A 15,405-nucleotide genomic window follows, 5' to 3' on the forward strand; every position below is an offset into this window, starting at 1 on the left:
TTCTGTTTGGAATGACGACGGCAAAGGCAGGCCGCCGGCCGTGTCGTCAGGCGTCGATGATGACCTTCAGGGCCTTGGTTTCCGCGGCGCGCACGAACGTGTCGTAAGCGTCGAGGATCTGGTCGAGCTTGAAGTGATGCGTGATCAACCGAGTCGGGTCGATCTTCCCAGATTGCACCGTCTTCAGCAGCATCGGGGTGGTGACGGCGTCGACCAGCCGCGTGGTGATCGCGATGTTCTGCGACCAGAGCGTCTCCAGATGCAGGTCGACCTTCTGGCCGTGAACGCCAATATTCGCGATGATCCCACCGGGAGCGACGATCTGCTCGCAGAGCTCGAAAGTCGCCGGGATGCCGACCGCCTCGATCGCGGTGTCGACGCCTTTTCCGTCGGTGAATGCCTTCACCTTGTCCGACGCCTTGCCGTCCGCACTGTTGATCGTGCGGGTTGCGCCGAACTTCATCGCCATTGCCAAGCGATTGTCGTCCAGGTCGATCATGATGATCTCGGCTGGCGAATAGAGTTGGGCGGTGAGCAACGCCGCCAGCCCGATCGGTCCTGCGCCGACGATCGCTACCGTCGATCCCGGCGAGACCTTTCCGTTGAGCACACCGCATTCAAACCCGGTCGGCAGGATGTCGCTTAGCATGACCATCGCGTTCTCATCCGCACCCTTGGGAATCGGATAGAGGCTCGTCTCGGCGTGCGGAATTCGCACATATTCCGCCTGAGTGCCGTCGATCGCGTTGCCGAGGATCCAGCCCCCGGTCGTGCAATGCGAATACATGCCGCGGCGGCAATATTCGCATTTACCGCAGGATGAGATGCAAGAAATTAGGACGCGGTCGCCTGGCTTAAAGGTGGTGACGCCCGCACCGATCGTCTCGATCGTTCCGATACCTTCATGGCCGAGAATACGCCCCGGCGCGCAGGTCGCGACGTCGCCTTTCAGGATATGCAAGTCGGTCCCGCAAATGGTCGTCTTGACCATCTTGACGATCGCATCGCCCGGATCGGTGATCTCGGGCTTCGGGCGGTCTTCAAGGCTCTTCTTGCCAACCCCACCGTAAACGAATGCCTTCATGATACGCATGCTCCTGGTCCGCCACTCGCGCAGAATTGCCCGATGCTGCCGGTTCAGCCGGTTCGCGGTGGCTGGTTCAGGATTGCGAGGTAGGATTCATCAGGTTGGGATATCAGCGTCGGAATCTACTCATCCCCATTGGCGTCAGCCCGACCACCGGGACGTGCTGACCTTGTCCGCTTCCGTGTGCCGCCGCCTTCAACCGACCGCGCTACGCCGCGCGGTGACATTTCAGGACCGATCGGTGCTTTCGCGTTGCGATGCCGCTTTCGGAAAAGACGTCAGTGTAAGTGAATTCCGACCCTGCCGGGGCGGGCGGGGACCGCGTACCCGCAGCTTGGCCCACGCGAATGGTCGCAGGCAGGAATTCACTGAAGATGAGCGATTCCGAAGACACATGGCAACGGGACTCAGTTGTGCTCCTGACTCCTGCACAGATGGGCGCTGCCGACCGCGCCGGCCAAGCGGCTGGCATTAGCGGCAGATCGATGATGGAGGCGGCCGGCGCAGCCGTTGCGGTCGCGGTGGGCGGACGCTGGTCGATGCAGCCGGTTACGGTGCTGTGCGGCCCTGGCAACAACGGCGGCGACGGGTTTGTCGTCGCGCGGCATCTCGAAGCTGCAGGGTGGCCGGTGAAAGTCGCGCTGCTTGGCACGCGCGAGAAGCTCACCGGCGAGGCTGCGCATGCGGCGGCGATTTGGAACGGCGAGTTGATACCCTTTGATCCCGAAAGCCTCGACGGCGCGGGGATTGTCGTCGATGCAATCTTTGGCGCGGGCCTAGCAAGGCCACTCGAGGGGCAAGCGCTGGTCATGATCGACGCGCTGAAAACCCGGAAGATTCCTGTCTGTGCAATAGATGTCCCCAGTGGGCTCGACGGTGCTTCGGGTTTGGTTCGCGGGGATGCGGCACCCGCCGAACTGACGGTGACGTTCTTCCGCAAAAAACCGGGCCATCTGCTTTACCCGGGACGAGCACTGTGCGGCGCGATCTTGGTTGCCGATATCGGCACGCCGTTGTCGGTGCTGGATGGGGTTGCGCCCGATTGCTGGGAGAACGATTCTTGTCTCTGGCAGGCATCCTACCCGTGGCCGCAGCCCCAAAGCTTCAAATATACGCGTGGTGAGGTCCTCGTTCTCGGCGGCGCGACTATCACGGGTGCAAGCCGAATGACGACGCTGGCGGCATCTCGTGCTGGCGCCGGCATGGTCACCCTTGCCGCACCGGCGGCGGTGTGGAGCATTTATGCCAGCGCGGTGACCAACGCGATTGTGTGCGGCTTCGATGGGGCGGCGGGATGGCTGGACTTGCTGGCGGACGAGCGTCGCAACGCCATCGCGATTGGGCCTGGCGCTGGCATCGGCGAAATGACCCGAGGGTATGTCCTTGCTGGTCTCGCCACAAAAAGGGCGATGGTTCTCGATGCTGATGCGTTGACCTCGTTTGCCGAGGCACCCGAGGATCTGTTTGGTGCGATCGTCGGGCCGTGCGTGATGACCCCACATGCGGGCGAGTTCATGCGGCTGTTCCACTTCGACGGTGACAAGCTGGAGCGCACGCGCGCCGCCGCCCGGAAAAGCGGCGCGGTGGTGGTCTTCAAAGGCCCCGATACCGTCATAGCAAGCCCCGATGGTCGCGCCATCATCAATGCAAACGCACCGCCGCAACTCGCGACCGGAGGCAGCGGCGATGTTCTGACCGGCTTTATCGCCGCTTTGCTTGCTCAAGGCATGACTCCGTTCAAGGCGGCTGCGGCCGGCGTCTGGCTGCACGGCGCAGCAGCCACGGAATTCGGGCTGGGGCTGATCGCGGAAGATCTGCCCGATGCGCTGCCGAAGGTTCTCCAGAAGCTCAAGGTGCAGACGGCACTTTGAAGACCGTGACCGCCGCTGCCCCCCTGCCCTCGCCGACCGGCGGATATCGAAGGACTGGCCAATCATGAAGGCAATGGTACTCAACACGCCCGGAACGCCGCTGGTATGGACAGACTTGCCCGACCGACAGCCCGGCCCCGGTGAAGTCCGCGTGAAGGTTCTCGCGTGCGGCGTCTGCCGCACAGATCTGCATGTTTTCGACGGCGAGCTGCCGAACCCGAAATCGCCGATTATCCCGGGCCATGAGATCGTCGGGCGGATCGACGCGATCGGCGCGGACGTATCCGATCTCCAACTGGGCGAACGGGTTGGGATTCCTTGGCTCGGCCACACCTGCGGCGTTTGTCATTATTGCAAGGCGCATAGGGAGAACCTCTGCGACGCACCGCTGTTTACAGGGTACACCCGCGACGGCGGTTTCGCGACCGCTGTGATTGCCGACGCGCGCTTTGCGTTTCCACTGGGTGAGACCGGCAGCGACGTGTCGCTCGCACCGCTGCTTTGCGCCGGGTTGATCGGCTGGCGCTCTCTGGAGATCGCCGGCGATGGTAAGCGTCTGGGGATTTACGGTTTTGGCGCTGCCGGCCATATCGTCGCACAAGTCGCCAAATGGCAGGGTCGCGAGGTATACGCATTCACGCGGCCAGGCGACACGGGAACGCAAGAGTTCGCGCGCAGCCTGGGCGTGACCTGGGCGGGCGGCTCGGATGAGATAGCGCCCGGGCCGCTCGATGCCGCGATCATCTACGCGACCGTTGGCGAGCTCGTGCCGGTGGCGCTCAAGGCGGTGCGCAAGGGCGGGCGGGTCGTCTGCGCGGGCATCCACATGAGCGATATTCCCAGCTTTCCTTACGACATCCTCTGGGAAGAGCGGCAACTCCTGTCGGTCGCCAATCTCACACGACAAGACGGAATCGATTTCCTTGGCCTTGTTCCGAAGATGGGCATTGTCGTGAAGACGACCGTCTATCCGCTAAATCAGGCCAACACGGCGCTTGATGACCTGCGAGAAGGCCGGTTCGACGGCGCGGCAGTCTTGGTGCCTTGACCGGCCATTGCCAGCCCGCATGGCGCATAACGGACAGGACGCTCATCCATCGTAAAGGTTGTAGATATCAGAGCTAAATGGCACGTCCCTATTAGCGCTATTTGTCCCTCGGGGCGCGCCTGCCGCTCGCCGGAAAATGGCGATAGAAGATCGAAACCGACACGCCGACCGCTTCTGCCACGTCCTGCGGCCGATCGCCGGCAGCGAGCAGTTTGACGGCCATGTCTCTTTTGCTGGGCGTTATGATGGACTTACGCCCTCCGCCCCGCCAGCCTTCCGCCGCGCCGCCAGCCCCGCCATCGTGCGTTCGCGGATCAAGTCGCGCTCCATCTCCGCGATCGACCTGAGAATGTGGAATACCAGACGACCCGTGTGTGTCGCGGTAACGATCCCGTCTGTGAGCGAGCGCAACTCGATCCCGCGTGCCGACAGCTCAGCCGCCAGATCGACCAGCCCTTTCATCGACCGTCCGAGACGATCCAGTTTCCAGATTACCAGCGTATCGCCCTTGCCGGCCTTGCCCAACGCTTCGGTCAGACCCGGCCGTACGATGCTTGCGCCGCTCGCCTTGTCGGTCGCGATGTGTTCGCAGCCGGCCGCGTTGAGGCGTCCAACTGCGACGCCAAATCCTGATCCGGGGTGGACACCCGCGCATAGCCAATGAGTACGCAGCTCCCTTCTCATAACTCCGTCTAAAATATGTATCGTGAGAAAGTGGTTTTGGGAACGGTTTTGAGAAAATGGAAAACGGCGGTTTCCCGGCTTTCTCGAATTTGTATCGCTCATATCGGTCCGGCGAGTCGGTCCTTGATCTCACGCGCTTGGCCGAACACCTCAGTTGGCGTTGTGATTCCGGGCACTGCCTTTGCTCCAGGCCGACCGAAGTCAATCCAGCCGGCGTTGGAGCCATCCTGCATTTCCTCCCAATTTGCCGCCTGATCCCCGAAAAGCCCCATCTGACCGAGGGCCGTGGTCCAATGCTCGCGTGGGATCGCCCTTGCCTTCACCGGCCTGTTCAGCGTCGCGGCCATCGCATCCGCAATCTGCGCAGGCGTCCAGTAGGACCCGACCTCAACGACCTTACGCCCCGTCCAGCCTTCGGCGAGCAGGCGTGCGGCCTCTGTGCCGACATCGACCGTGGCAGTCATCGGAAAGGCGCGATCCACAGGCTGAAGAAAGCTGTCGAAGACGCCGGTCTCGTCCGCGCGGTTAAGAGAACTAAGATTGTTTTCCATCAACGAGCCAGGTCGCACGATCGCGATTGGAAAAGTGAAACGCTCCAACGCCTTTTCAAGCATGTGGGTCTGGGTAATGTTGCCCAGACCCCTCGACTGTTCGGATCCGACCGAGGACAGAACGACCGCACGGGGCGGCGGCGCCTGATCGAACGCCGCAACGATGGCGTCCGTTAGGGCGTGTGCCTCGGGGAAGTCTCGCGTCACGCCCATCGGCGTCGGCTGCATCAGGAAAGCCCCCTCCACCCTCTCCATGGCTTCTGCGAGCGCGACGGCGTCGGTAAGGTCGCCGGTCCGCAGCTCCACGCCCCGTTTGACCCAGGACTCTGCCCGTAACGGGTTCCGAACGAGCGCCCGGACCTGTTTACCCTGGGCAAGGAGCGCATTTGCGGTCGCCCCGCCGATCTTGCCGGTAATGCCTGCAATGAAAAACATGGATGCGGTCCTAAGCCATGGGTGCGTTGTCCGGAAACACCTCAAACGCATCTCCGCAAAGGGCGAAGTGTCGAGCCAGAGATATTGGAACGACCGGCTTTTGAATACCCAGCGCCGGCCAAACGCCGCAGGCGATCAAACGCGACGCAGTAGTTCCGGTAATAGGATGGTCCCACCGCGCGGGGACCTTCGTGTTTGGCATCACCGATAGCCTGCTGCCGATTTCGAGAGGCACCGTGGTGGTTGACCCGCATGCACATATGAGCGGGCGCATCTCTCTCAGACTCCAGCGGGCGCTTAGCCTCTATAAAGCCATCCACGCTCGGCCGCGCGCAATGCGGTGACTACGTCGGGCTGATCAACGCCGGGAAGATCGCTGCGCATGGGACGCCCGTTTGCTTGAAGGACATAACTGAGGTGACGATAAGACGGCCGGTAAAGTTTCAACTTATCCAAATCAATCTTTGGAATTTCGGCGGGGTTGCATGGCTCAAGCAGGTCGCGAATGTAGATAGCGCGCAGACCAGCGATGCGCCACACACCGTTTGCCTTTTGTACTCGGCAAAGCAAACGGGTGAAGCTAGTCATGCTGGCCTCCACTCCATCCAGCGGTAAAAAGGTATGTATAGCACAGGCAGAATCAGCGATCGCCCGGTTCTTGTGAACCAAGATACTAGCTGGACCTGTTGAGTCGAAGTAGACGGACTTCTGACCATACTCCGTCGGACCAGTTCGGCGACCAGAGTTAACAAATTCCGCAGCAGTACCTTTAAACCATGATACCTCTACATTGGCATCAGGGTAAAAGCAGGTTTCTTCGTCATTGTAGTTGTGAGTCTCTCGTGCAAGACGCTCGCGCAACAGTAGCTGACTTACAGCGAAGGCATCCAATAATCCCTGCGGATCGTTATGCTGATCTTTCGCGGTGGCGCCACCTTGGCCGGCATTTAGGGGAGCCGCAGTCGCCGTTTTGGTGATCAGCGCCATAAACGCCGCCAAGAGACTTCCTTTGAGAAGATGGCGCCTACAATGAACTTCAGGTATCAGCGCCGTCCTGTCGATTTGCGCTTCGGTCATTTTATCCTCCAATAACATGCCAATATTCAATTTGGACTTGGTTCAATGCACGGTGGTGTGCGCTTTGTGCCGATGATGGCCATAGGGCTGCCTGGAAGCGAAGGCGCTAACTCCCAGCGAGCCACTCCATCTCTTTTGCTCTGAGCGATGCCACGGTGTCAGGGCGGTCGATCCCGGCCAGATCGTCCCGCACAGGAAAGCCGGAGCGCGCCATAACATAGGCGATCGAGCGATAACTCCGACGCAACCCATCGAAGATCGCATGGTCAATATCCGGAACTTTGGTCGGGTCCGCAGCGATAATCGCGTCACTTAAATAATAGGCGCGCATGCCAGCGATGAGCCAGCCGGCCTTTTCCTTTTGCGCCCGCCAAAGCAACCGCGATTGGCTGACGATGTCGATTTCCACGCCTTCTAGCTCGGTCAGACCGTGAACCGTACATCCTGTCTCGGCCAGCGCCCGATCGCCATTGAGCATTACGACGGCGGGGCTCATGATGTGAAAGGTATAGACCTTTCCGCCCGCGATTAGGCTGCTCTGTTTGACGAAATCTGTTCCGGCCCCTTGGAACCAAGACACCTCGACGTAGGATTTGGGGTGATAGCAATTGGCCATTTCGGCCCACTGGCCGGTGTCGCGTGCGGCGCGCTCGCGCTGTATGAGGCTGTCGACCGCGCTCTGATCGGCCGCGTCCAATTTCCTGATGGCATCCTCGACCGCGCCCTTGGCGTAACTTTTCGCATGCACCGCCAAGATTGTTTCCCCTTGGTGGGCGGTCGCATCGGCGTCGGTCTCCGACTTCATTTCACCGACAACACTCTCGTTCAGGTTTTGATCAGGCATTTATCACACTCACAGTTCCGAGGCTGTGGCGACGCCAGAAGCCTGTAAGACCAGGCTATAATTTCCGCGGAGTCTCACGTGCAGGGTCGGAAATTACGCAACGCGGCCTTACTGTGCGGCCCATTTCATAACAAATTCGGGATAGCGCAGACCAACAATCGCATCCGGAGCGAACGCATGATCTAATTCAGCAAGTTCGCTGGTACTGAGGTCCACTCTGAGCGCGGCTATGTTGTCTGCGATCCGAGCAGGGCGGCTGATCCCGACAAGCGGTACGATATCGGACCCACGTGACAGCACCCAAGCTAGCGCGATCTGAGCCGGTGCGAGACCTTTGCGAGCGGCCAAAGCAACCAGCGCCTGTGACGTAGCGACGTTGCGCACGTAATTTTCGCCTTGCATACGCGGTGCAAGGAAATGAGCGTCCACCGGGGCTTTGTCGTGGGGAAGGGTGCCGGTCAGTAGCCCTTCGGCAAGAATTCTGTACGCGACAACGCCAATACCCAGCGTGCGGGCAGCAGGCAGAATTTCTGCTTCAATGAACCGGCTGGCAAGCGAATATTCGATTTCCAGCGCAGTCACCGGATGCACAGCATGGGCGCGGCGAAGCAGATCTACGCCGACCTCGGATACGCCGAGGAACCGCACTTTACCTTCCTGAATCAGGTCGGCGATCGCGCCGATCGTTTCTTCATACGGCACGTCCGGATCAGCGCGACCCGGCTGATACAAGTCAATCACGTCAACCCCAAGCCGCTTTAGCGAGTAGGCGGCGAAATTCTTGACCGAGTTCGGCCGTCCATCAAGACCGATGATACGACCGGCAGGCGACCTCAGCGCACCGAACTTGACGCTGAGGAATACTCGATCGCGCCTGCCCCGGATCGCTTCGCCAACAATCATCTCGCTTACGCCGCTGCCGTAAAAATCGGCCGTGTCCAGAAAAGTAACGCCTTCATCCAAAACGGCCTGGACGGTGCGAACGGCCGCTTCGCGCTCTCCACCGTCACGGCTGCTGCCGAAACCTTGGCAGCCAAGGCCAAGAATTGAAACCTCGGGGCCGTTATGGCCTAGCCGTCTCATCGACATATCAGCCATCCGTGACACTCCTTCTAATTCGTATTCCCATATAGACTCGGCGGGCCGACATGTCGCTCCTGCAATGACTTAATTGGGCGACGCCTGCCGTTCCGTTGCATCCTGGCCTTGATGCAAAATTTTTGATTTCTGCATCAAGGCAGAATCTGGAGCGCCGCTTGCAGTGCCATTGATCGCTGACAGACCCGTGCCAATTAGCGCCGATATTGACGGGAAAGGTTTGAAGTCAGCGCCAGAAACGCTTAAGGTCCTTTACTATCTCATAGGCATCCGCCGCCCTACTGATAGATTGCTCCTTAGACGAGTTTGCACGCGCGGTGTCGGCCGCCGATGGCACCGCCAAAGGGGTGAAGTGGTTCAGCAATTCGGCACCGGTCGTGTCATCGTTAAGACTGCCCAACTCGGTTTGGAGCGCCATTATGGCCTCCAGGAAATGTCGACGCCGGCGGCGTGCCTTCTTGCCCGCAAACAGGCTGCCGAAGAAGTCCGCAGCATAGCCAAGCTTCTTGCCGACGATGCGGACCTTATGGCGGGTCTCGTCATCCAGCTTGTCCAAATGATTGCCCCGTCGATTCAGGCACCGTTGATAACGGTCCAGTACGTGACCGGCGAAAGCGGTGATTGGTTGGCCCCGTTTCTCGGCGGTATCCATCTCGGAAAGCCAGGATCCGACACTGATCCAGCGGACAAGGTCGAGCATCAACGCGCGAAAACTATCCGCTCCTATCGCTCTCAGAAGCTCAGCGTAGATCACCGTGCGTCGCGTCGTCAGCTTGGCGAGCAGTTTAGGATCCGCGATCCGATCAATCAGCACATCGATGTTACGAGCATCGCTGAACACCGCAGCGGCGGTCCGCAATCGGTCGCGCAGCGCAATGGATTCCGGGTCTTTGAGGATCGGTTTGAACAGTGTCAGCGCCGCGCGAAGGCGACGGAGCGCCACGCGGCATTGATGTAACGTTTCGGCGTCAGTTCCCTCGAGCAGCAGCCCTTCATTGAGCCGGTAGTGCCGAATGCAGGCACCAGCGATCGCCTGAAAGCCAGCGGCTGTGGTGAGGTCTTTGTCCAGAGCGATAGGCTCAGCTTCCAGCGCCTTGCCGACATCGGGCGTCCGCAGCGCCTGCCCGCGCTCGGCCTTGCTGCGCACGCCGATGCGCAGCGGAACGGTCGCGCCAATTTTGGCCGCGACGGTGAATAGCGCCGCGCATGTACCTTTCTTCAATTCGAACTCGAGTTCATGGATCGCGGCAGCGCGGCTGTCGGTGGTGATGGCACCGTCGTCGGCGGCGATCTCGATCTTCGCGCCATCTGAGTCGACGAGCCAGAGCGTGCGGGTAATGTCTGTCGTGAACACTTGTTTCAAGGTGTCGGCGGTGATCGCCGCGCCCGCAAGCTTGGTCAGCAAGCCAGCTGTAGGCATGTCAAGATCCGGCGTTTCCCCCGCGATCTCGCACTCCCATTCCGGCCGGCTAAACAACCCGGCGGCTTTGCCGCCCTCGACCTTGATCGTCTGAATGCGCCGTTTTCCGTCACGGCGGACGCGTATTGTGATGCCGGCATGCCACAGATGGTCGTCAATGGTATCAAAATACGTGGATATCAGATGATGATGCGCCGTAGGACGGCCGAAGCTCCTGATCAGCGATTCATAGACCGTGGACCCGTCTTGAACATCCACATCAAGCTTCAACTCGGTTTCCAATGGCGGACCTGTCATATCGCTATTCGTTCTTGTCGGGCGACCGAGGCGCCGTTCTCAGCGTCGATCGGCAGTCGGAAAAGCGTCGGAATCTACGCAGACCTCGCAGTCACCGAAGCGCTGGCAACGGTCATTACCGCGCTAAAGCAGACGCAGGCAAATCGCCGAAAGATTCGCTTATAGTCGCGTATTCTCGCACATGTGCCCTCGACCGCCGACGAAGATGTCGTGACCTGCGGACAATGCGGGGATGCCAGTACGTCGCCGCGCTGCCGTCGAATCCTCGGTCCCTGGGTAGTTTCCGATCCTGTTGGGCAGGGGCGCCTTGGCGCATTTCCGTCCCTTGCTCGTCGCGATCGCACTGCTGGGCATGGCTGACACCCGCGAAACCATGGAGACCGTTGTGACCGATACATTCTTTCCCGGAGAAATTCGCCGATAGAACCGAAACCGTGCGGACTCGGAGCGACCCTGCGGAGATCGTTCAGCATCATGGCGCACCGACCCGTGCTTATGGCGCGCTGCACAACAACGGGCCGATCCACAGCATGACAGTCGACCGCCGCGCGCTCCTACCGGACGATGTCGCGATCGACATTCTCTATTGCGGCGTGTGCCACAGCGACATCCACATGATCCGCGGGGAATGGGGCGAACAGCCGTTTCCGATGGTGCCGGGGCATGAGTTCGTCGGTCGGGTATCCGCCGTCGGCCAAGCGGTCACCCGATTCTCACCCGGAGATTTTGCCGGGGTGGGCTGCATGGTCGACAGCTGCTGCGCCTGCGACAATTGCACGGCGGGTCTGGAGCAATATTGCACGACGGGCACGACGCTGACCTATGCCTCGCCCGACCCGCGCGGTCCCGGGCAGACGCACGGCGGCTATGCCGAACGGATCGTGGTGCGCGACCGCTTCGTCGTCAAAATCCCCGATGGCGCGGATCTGGCGTCGACCGCGCCGTTATTGTGCTCGGGCATCACGACCTTTTCCCCGATGCAGCATTGGCGCCTGGGTTCGGGCCAACGCTTCGCGGTGATCGGGCTCGGTGGGCTGGGGCATATGGCGTTGAAGCTCGCGGTCCATCGCGGCGCCGAAGCCACCGTCTTCACGACGAGCGAGGACAAGGCCAAGGACGCCTATGCCATGGGCGCCAAGGACGTCGTCGTGTGGCAACCGGCTGCGACCGATCCGATCCCGCTGGTCGGTGAGATGACGAATCGCTTCGATTTCATGCTGTCGACGATCCCCTTCCCGTTCGACGTCTCGCCCTTCCTGCCGCTGCTCCGGCTGGACGGTATCTTCGTCAACGTCGGTGCCCCTGGCGCAATTGCAGGCGTCAGCGGCGGCGCCCTGTGGGGTCAGCGGCGATCGATCGTCGGGTCCTGCATCGGCGGCATGCCCGAGACGCAGGACGTGGTCGACTATTGCTGCACCAACGGCATTCGGCCGCAGATCGAGCTGATTCGCCCCGATCAGATCGACGACGCGTATCTTCGGGTCGAGCGCAAGGACGTGCGCTATCGCTTCGTCATCGATCTCGCTTCGCATCGCGCCGGATAAAGCGGCCTGAGACGCCCTGCGCTCGGGAACCCGAGCGCGCGCTAGCGATGCAGCCGCCGCCTGGGGGCCGCAAGTTCGACGGACGAACCCATGGTATCAAGACGCAAGAACTCCTCAACGCCCGCCGTCCGCGCCGCTTTGGCCGGAGACGTACTGGTCGCGCTCGCAAAGTCCGCTGCCGCGCTGTGGACCGGCAGTTCCGCCATGACGAGCGAGGCGATCCATTCCTTCGTCGACGCCGGAAACGGAATCCTGCTCCTTTATGGCATTCGCCGCGCCGGGCACCGGCCTGATATCGAACACCCCTTGGGCTATGGGCGAGAGCTCTACTTTTGGAGCTTTATCGTGGCTCTGCTCGTCTTCGCCCTGGGCGCCGGGTTCGCGGTCTACGAAGGCATCAACCACGTGCTTCACCCCGAAGCGATCCAGCATCCCTTGATCAATTACGCGGTGCTCGGCGTCGCCTTCGCGCTGGAAGGGTGGGCATGGCTGGTGTCCTTCCGGCAGTTCGACGCTGCGAGCGGCGATCTGGGCTTTTACGCAGCCTTTCGCGAGAGCAAGGACCCACCCTCGTTCATGATCCTGTTCGAAAACAGCGCGGCATTGCTCGGTCTAGTCGTCGCCGCAATCGGAACGGCTTCGGCCGTCGCATTGCGGCAGCCCTGGCTCGACGGTGTGGCGTCGATCGTCATTGGCGTGATCCTGGGTGGAACGGCCGTGCTGCTGGCGCGTGAAAGCAAAAGCTTGCTGATCGGCGAGCGGGCCGATCCGCATCTGTCACGCTCGATCCTGGCGATCGCCGCCGCCGAGCCTTTCGTCACGCGCGCGAACGGATTGCTGACGGTCCAGCTCTCCCCCGATCAGATACTGGCCGCACTCAGCCTGGAATTTTCTGATGAGCGGACGATTTTGCAGGTCGAGCAACAAGTGATCGCGCTTGAGCAACATGTTCGCGCTGCGCATCCTGAGGTCGTCGTCCTGTTCGTCAAACCGCAGACCGACAAGACCTATAGTGCGCAGCGACGGGACCGGTTCGGGGATCCGGTCGAAGATTTGCCCAAGCGTCGTCTAACAAAGCCTTTCCGCCTGAAATTGCCTTCCTTCATTCCGAGTTCATGGCGGCCACCGCGGCATGCCCTGCCGATGCGATCATCAAGTCCGGTTGCCGTCGTCGAGGTTTCGAAGACGGCAAGGAAGCCGGACGTAGTTTGACCGGCGCGCTGGGTAGGGGTGTGATTTCATAGTCATTCGGTATTCCTGATGCGACTCACTGTGGCCATGCCGGTTGCAAGGCCGCGCATATTGAATGGCTTTGCAACGACGACGGCATCCGGCACGACCTTCAAAAGTTGGACCGGATCGCCGGTTATATAAAGATGGGCGACAAAACCGCGTGCCAGGATCTCGCGCATTGCCGATACGCCACTGCCCTCGGAGAGATTTGCGTCAACGATCATCAGATTGGGCTTCCACCGCGTCGCAGCAGCGACGGCCTCACTCTCGCTTGAGACGATCGCGCAAACCTCGTGTCCCATCGCGATCAGGAGATCGGCAAGATCCATGGCGATAAGGACGTCATCTTCGACGATGACGATCCTGCGTCCAACGGTCACCGTACCTCTCCCCCTGCTCCGCCTTCGTTGACCCAATTCGCAATTGCGCGTCGCAGCCGCCTCTCCCGTCCGTATTTATCATTCTGCATCGTGCCAGCTTCGTCCCCCGACGCGGGTACCCCGGGTTGATCGGCGCTGCGCTTTGGACGTTCACGCAGGGACATGGTGCGACTCAACGAACCAGAGCTGCTTGTCGATATTGCGCGATATGCCGGTGAAAAGGTCTGCAGTGTCCGCATCCCCAAAGGCGGTTACTTCCGCGATGGCTGTTCGCGTCGAGGCCCCGAATGACGCGAGAGCCTCGGCCACAGCCGAAAGATGCGTTTGCTCAGACCCAATCCCAAGCAGATAGGGCGCGAGAAACGAGCGTTCGCTTGCCAACTGAATTGTACCCCGTGCCGTTCCGCCAAGCCCAGCAACCCGTTCGGCGATCAGATCGGACATCCCCTCAGCCTCTACCGATATGCGATCGAACAGCTCATGGATCGCAATGAATGCTGGGCCGCGCACATTCCAGTGCGCCTGCTTGAGCTGCGCATGGAGGTCGATCGCGGCAGCCAAATGCTTGTTCAAGACCTCGTTGGATTGCGCGCGCACATGCTCGGGTAAGCTGTTTTTGGTTGGGTACATGATCGTATCTCCAGGCCACCCCACGGGCCGGATATGCAGAGCCCCCGGATATTTCGAGCCGCTCTGACATCGGGGTCGGCCGCGACAATGGCCGGGCGGCGCCCGCGCGGTCAGTCTCGGAAACTACTCACGCTTCGAAAATGACGGCGAATTCATGTCCGGAATCACTATAAGTAGGAGGTAAGAGGTAGAGGAGTGCTACCCCATGTTGCATGACAGCAGACCCCACACGTTCGGCGGATCCGCCCGCTAACCACGCAGTCCCTCTTGCCTCGCCCAAGTCGGAAAAAGGAGCACTCGCACTAGCCGCGAGAGGTCCTCCTGCTGCGATGCCCATTATCGCCATCGGGGCCTCTGCCGGCGGCCTGGATGCCGCCTCGAAATTGCTCGACGCGATCCCGCCGATCACGGGCATGGCGTTTATCCTCGTTCAGCATCTCGATCCCACCCACAAGAGCATGATGGTCGACCTACTGACCGAACACACCAAGATGAAAATCGTCGAAGCGACCGACGACTGCCCCCTCAGCCCCGATCACATCTATGTCATTCCGCCAGGTCGATATCTTTCCGTTCGCGCCGGCGCTTTGCACCTTTCACCGCGCCAGGCACTCCATGGGGCCCGCCTTCCCTTCGATTTTCTGCTGAAGTCGTTAGCCGACGGCTATGGCCAACAGACTGTTGGCGTCATCCTCTCTGGAACGGGTGCGGATGGTAGGGGGGCACTTTCCGCGCTGAAAGCCGCAGGCGGCTACGTGATCGCACAAAAGCCCGAAGAGGCTGAATATGACGGGATACCGCGAAGCGCGATCGGCACAGGATTGGTTGATCGGATCCTCGAAGTGTATGATATCCCCCAAGCGCTTGCCGACTATCAAGTTGAAATTGCGAAGAAGCCGACAGAGCAAAATAATATTTTGCCGTCGGGATCAACGGTCCTGAACGAGATCATCGGCTTCCTCAAGGACAAGACGTCTCATGATTTCACGCAATACAAGCCGGGAACGTTGGAACGTCGAATCGAACGGCGGATAGCGCTTCTCGCGCTTGTGCGCGGTAACCTTGTCGGCTATCTCGATCTGCTTCGTAGAGATCCGACCGAACGGGATCTTCTTGCCAAAGACTTGTTGATCAATGTGACTAGTGGTTATCGCCTGACAGTTGAGTCCGATTAGGGATTCCCGTCGCCGTTTTGCCGTGCGAGTC

Annotated in this window: 13 protein-coding genes and 1 pseudogene; 5 read left to right on the plus strand and 9 right to left on the minus strand. The window is 60.4% G+C overall.

Features of this window, described 5'->3' with window-relative positions; genetic code table 11:
• Positions 1-46: 46 nt before the first annotated feature.
• Positions 47-1,084: a zinc-dependent alcohol dehydrogenase family protein gene (locus ACVWYO_RS22700; RefSeq protein WP_457354707.1), complete on the minus strand. Its 1,038-nt coding sequence runs from the start codon at positions 1,082-1,084 to the stop codon at positions 47-49.
• A 377-nt stretch (positions 1,085-1,461) separates the two neighbouring features.
• Here ACVWYO_RS22700 and ACVWYO_RS22705 point away from each other — a divergent pair, with 377 nt between their 5' ends.
• Together ACVWYO_RS22705 and ACVWYO_RS22710 are read left to right on the plus strand one after the other, a co-directional pair.
• Positions 1,462-2,958, plus strand: coding sequence for an NAD(P)H-hydrate dehydratase (locus tag ACVWYO_RS22705; protein ID WP_457354709.1), 1,497 nt, complete (start codon positions 1,462-1,464; stop codon positions 2,956-2,958).
• Between the two features lie 64 nt (positions 2,959-3,022).
• Complete coding sequence (locus ACVWYO_RS22710) at positions 3,023-4,006, plus strand: zinc-dependent alcohol dehydrogenase family protein (protein ID WP_457354711.1); 984 nt, start codon at positions 3,023-3,025, stop codon at positions 4,004-4,006.
• A gap of 97 nt (positions 4,007-4,103) precedes the next feature.
• On the opposite strand, the pseudogene ACVWYO_RS22715 reads toward ACVWYO_RS22710, so the two are convergent.
• The 6 genes and pseudogenes from ACVWYO_RS22715 to ACVWYO_RS22740 form a co-directional block, all read right to left on the minus strand.
• Positions 4,104-4,668: pseudogene (locus ACVWYO_RS22715) on the minus strand (recombinase family protein).
• A gap of 120 nt (positions 4,669-4,788) precedes the next feature.
• The gene (locus ACVWYO_RS22720; protein ID WP_457354713.1) at positions 4,789-5,676 is read right to left on the minus strand and encodes an NmrA family NAD(P)-binding protein; all 888 of its coding nucleotides are present in this window, start codon (positions 5,674-5,676) and stop codon (positions 4,789-4,791) included.
• Between the two features lie 297 nt (positions 5,677-5,973).
• Positions 5,974-6,753, minus strand: a complete 780-nt coding sequence (locus tag ACVWYO_RS22725) for a hypothetical protein (protein ID WP_457354715.1) — start codon at positions 6,751-6,753, stop codon at positions 5,974-5,976.
• 106 nt (positions 6,754-6,859) lie between these two features.
• Positions 6,860-7,597, minus strand: coding sequence for a nuclear transport factor 2 family protein (locus ACVWYO_RS22730; RefSeq protein WP_457354717.1), 738 nt, complete (start codon positions 7,595-7,597; stop codon positions 6,860-6,862).
• Positions 7,598-7,705: 108 nt separating this feature from the next.
• Complete coding sequence (locus ACVWYO_RS22735) at positions 7,706-8,695, minus strand: aldo/keto reductase (protein ID WP_457354719.1); 990 nt, start codon at positions 8,693-8,695, stop codon at positions 7,706-7,708.
• 226 nt (positions 8,696-8,921) lie between these two features.
• A complete protein-coding gene (locus tag ACVWYO_RS22740) occupies positions 8,922-10,412 on the minus strand; it encodes a CYTH and CHAD domain-containing protein (protein ID WP_457354721.1) in 1,491 nt (496 codons plus the stop codon).
• 434 nt (positions 10,413-10,846) lie between these two features.
• On the opposite strand from ACVWYO_RS22740, the gene ACVWYO_RS22745 reads away from it, so the two are divergent.
• Both ACVWYO_RS22745 and ACVWYO_RS22750 read left to right on the plus strand, forming a co-directional pair.
• Positions 10,847-11,956: an NAD(P)-dependent alcohol dehydrogenase gene (locus ACVWYO_RS22745; RefSeq protein ID WP_457354723.1), complete on the plus strand. Its 1,110-nt coding sequence runs from the start codon at positions 10,847-10,849 to the stop codon at positions 11,954-11,956.
• Positions 11,957-12,046: 90 nt separating this feature from the next.
• Entirely contained in the window at positions 12,047-13,168 is a 1,122-nt protein-coding gene (locus ACVWYO_RS22750) for a cation diffusion facilitator family transporter (RefSeq protein WP_457354725.1), read from the plus strand.
• A 32-nt stretch (positions 13,169-13,200) separates the two neighbouring features.
• On the opposite strand, the gene ACVWYO_RS22755 is transcribed toward ACVWYO_RS22750, so the two are convergent.
• On the minus strand, positions 13,201-13,569 hold the full coding sequence (locus ACVWYO_RS22755) for a response regulator (protein ID WP_457354727.1): 369 nt from the start codon (positions 13,567-13,569) through the stop codon (positions 13,201-13,203).
• A gap of 150 nt (positions 13,570-13,719) precedes the next feature.
• Positions 13,720-14,199 (minus strand): DNA starvation/stationary phase protection protein Dps, encoded by a 480-nt coding sequence (gene dps / locus ACVWYO_RS22760; RefSeq protein WP_457354729.1) that lies wholly within the window; start codon positions 14,197-14,199, stop codon positions 13,720-13,722.
• Between the two features lie 329 nt (positions 14,200-14,528).
• Between dps and ACVWYO_RS22765 the strand changes: the two genes are divergently transcribed.
• Positions 14,529-15,374: a chemotaxis protein CheB gene (locus ACVWYO_RS22765; protein ID WP_457354731.1), complete on the plus strand. Its 846-nt coding sequence runs from the start codon at positions 14,529-14,531 to the stop codon at positions 15,372-15,374.
• The last annotated feature ends 31 nt before the right edge of the window (positions 15,375-15,405 follow it).

The organism is Sphingomonas sp. UYP23, assembly GCF_054059235.1.

Excerpts from the sequence above, each read along its gene's own strand:
- ACVWYO_RS22700 (WP_457354707.1), bottom strand. The coding sequence starts at position 1,084 with ATGAAGGCATTCGTTTACGGTGGGGTTGGCAAGAAGAGCCTTGAAGAC.
- ACVWYO_RS22705 (WP_457354709.1), top strand. The coding sequence starts at position 1,462 with ATGAGCGATTCCGAAGACACATGGCAACGGGACTCAGTTGTGCTCCTG.
- ACVWYO_RS22710 (WP_457354711.1), top strand. The coding sequence starts at position 3,023 with ATGAAGGCAATGGTACTCAACACGCCCGGAACGCCGCTGGTATGGACA.
- ACVWYO_RS22720 (WP_457354713.1), bottom strand. The coding sequence starts at position 5,676 with ATGTTTTTCATTGCAGGCATTACCGGCAAGATCGGCGGGGCGACCGCA.
- ACVWYO_RS22725 (WP_457354715.1), bottom strand. The coding sequence starts at position 6,753 with ATGACCGAAGCGCAAATCGACAGGACGGCGCTGATACCTGAAGTTCAT.
- ACVWYO_RS22730 (WP_457354717.1), bottom strand. The coding sequence starts at position 7,597 with ATGCCTGATCAAAACCTGAACGAGAGTGTTGTCGGTGAAATGAAGTCG.
- ACVWYO_RS22735 (WP_457354719.1), bottom strand. The coding sequence starts at position 8,695 with ATGGCTGATATGTCGATGAGACGGCTAGGCCATAACGGCCCCGAGGTT.
- ACVWYO_RS22740 (WP_457354721.1), bottom strand. The coding sequence starts at position 10,412 with ATGACAGGTCCGCCATTGGAAACCGAGTTGAAGCTTGATGTGGATGTT.
- ACVWYO_RS22750 (WP_457354725.1), top strand. The coding sequence starts at position 12,047 with ATGGTATCAAGACGCAAGAACTCCTCAACGCCCGCCGTCCGCGCCGCT.
- dps (WP_457354729.1), bottom strand. The coding sequence starts at position 14,199 with ATGTACCCAACCAAAAACAGCTTACCCGAGCATGTGCGCGCGCAATCC.
- ACVWYO_RS22765 (WP_457354731.1), top strand. The coding sequence starts at position 14,529 with ATGCCCATTATCGCCATCGGGGCCTCTGCCGGCGGCCTGGATGCCGCC.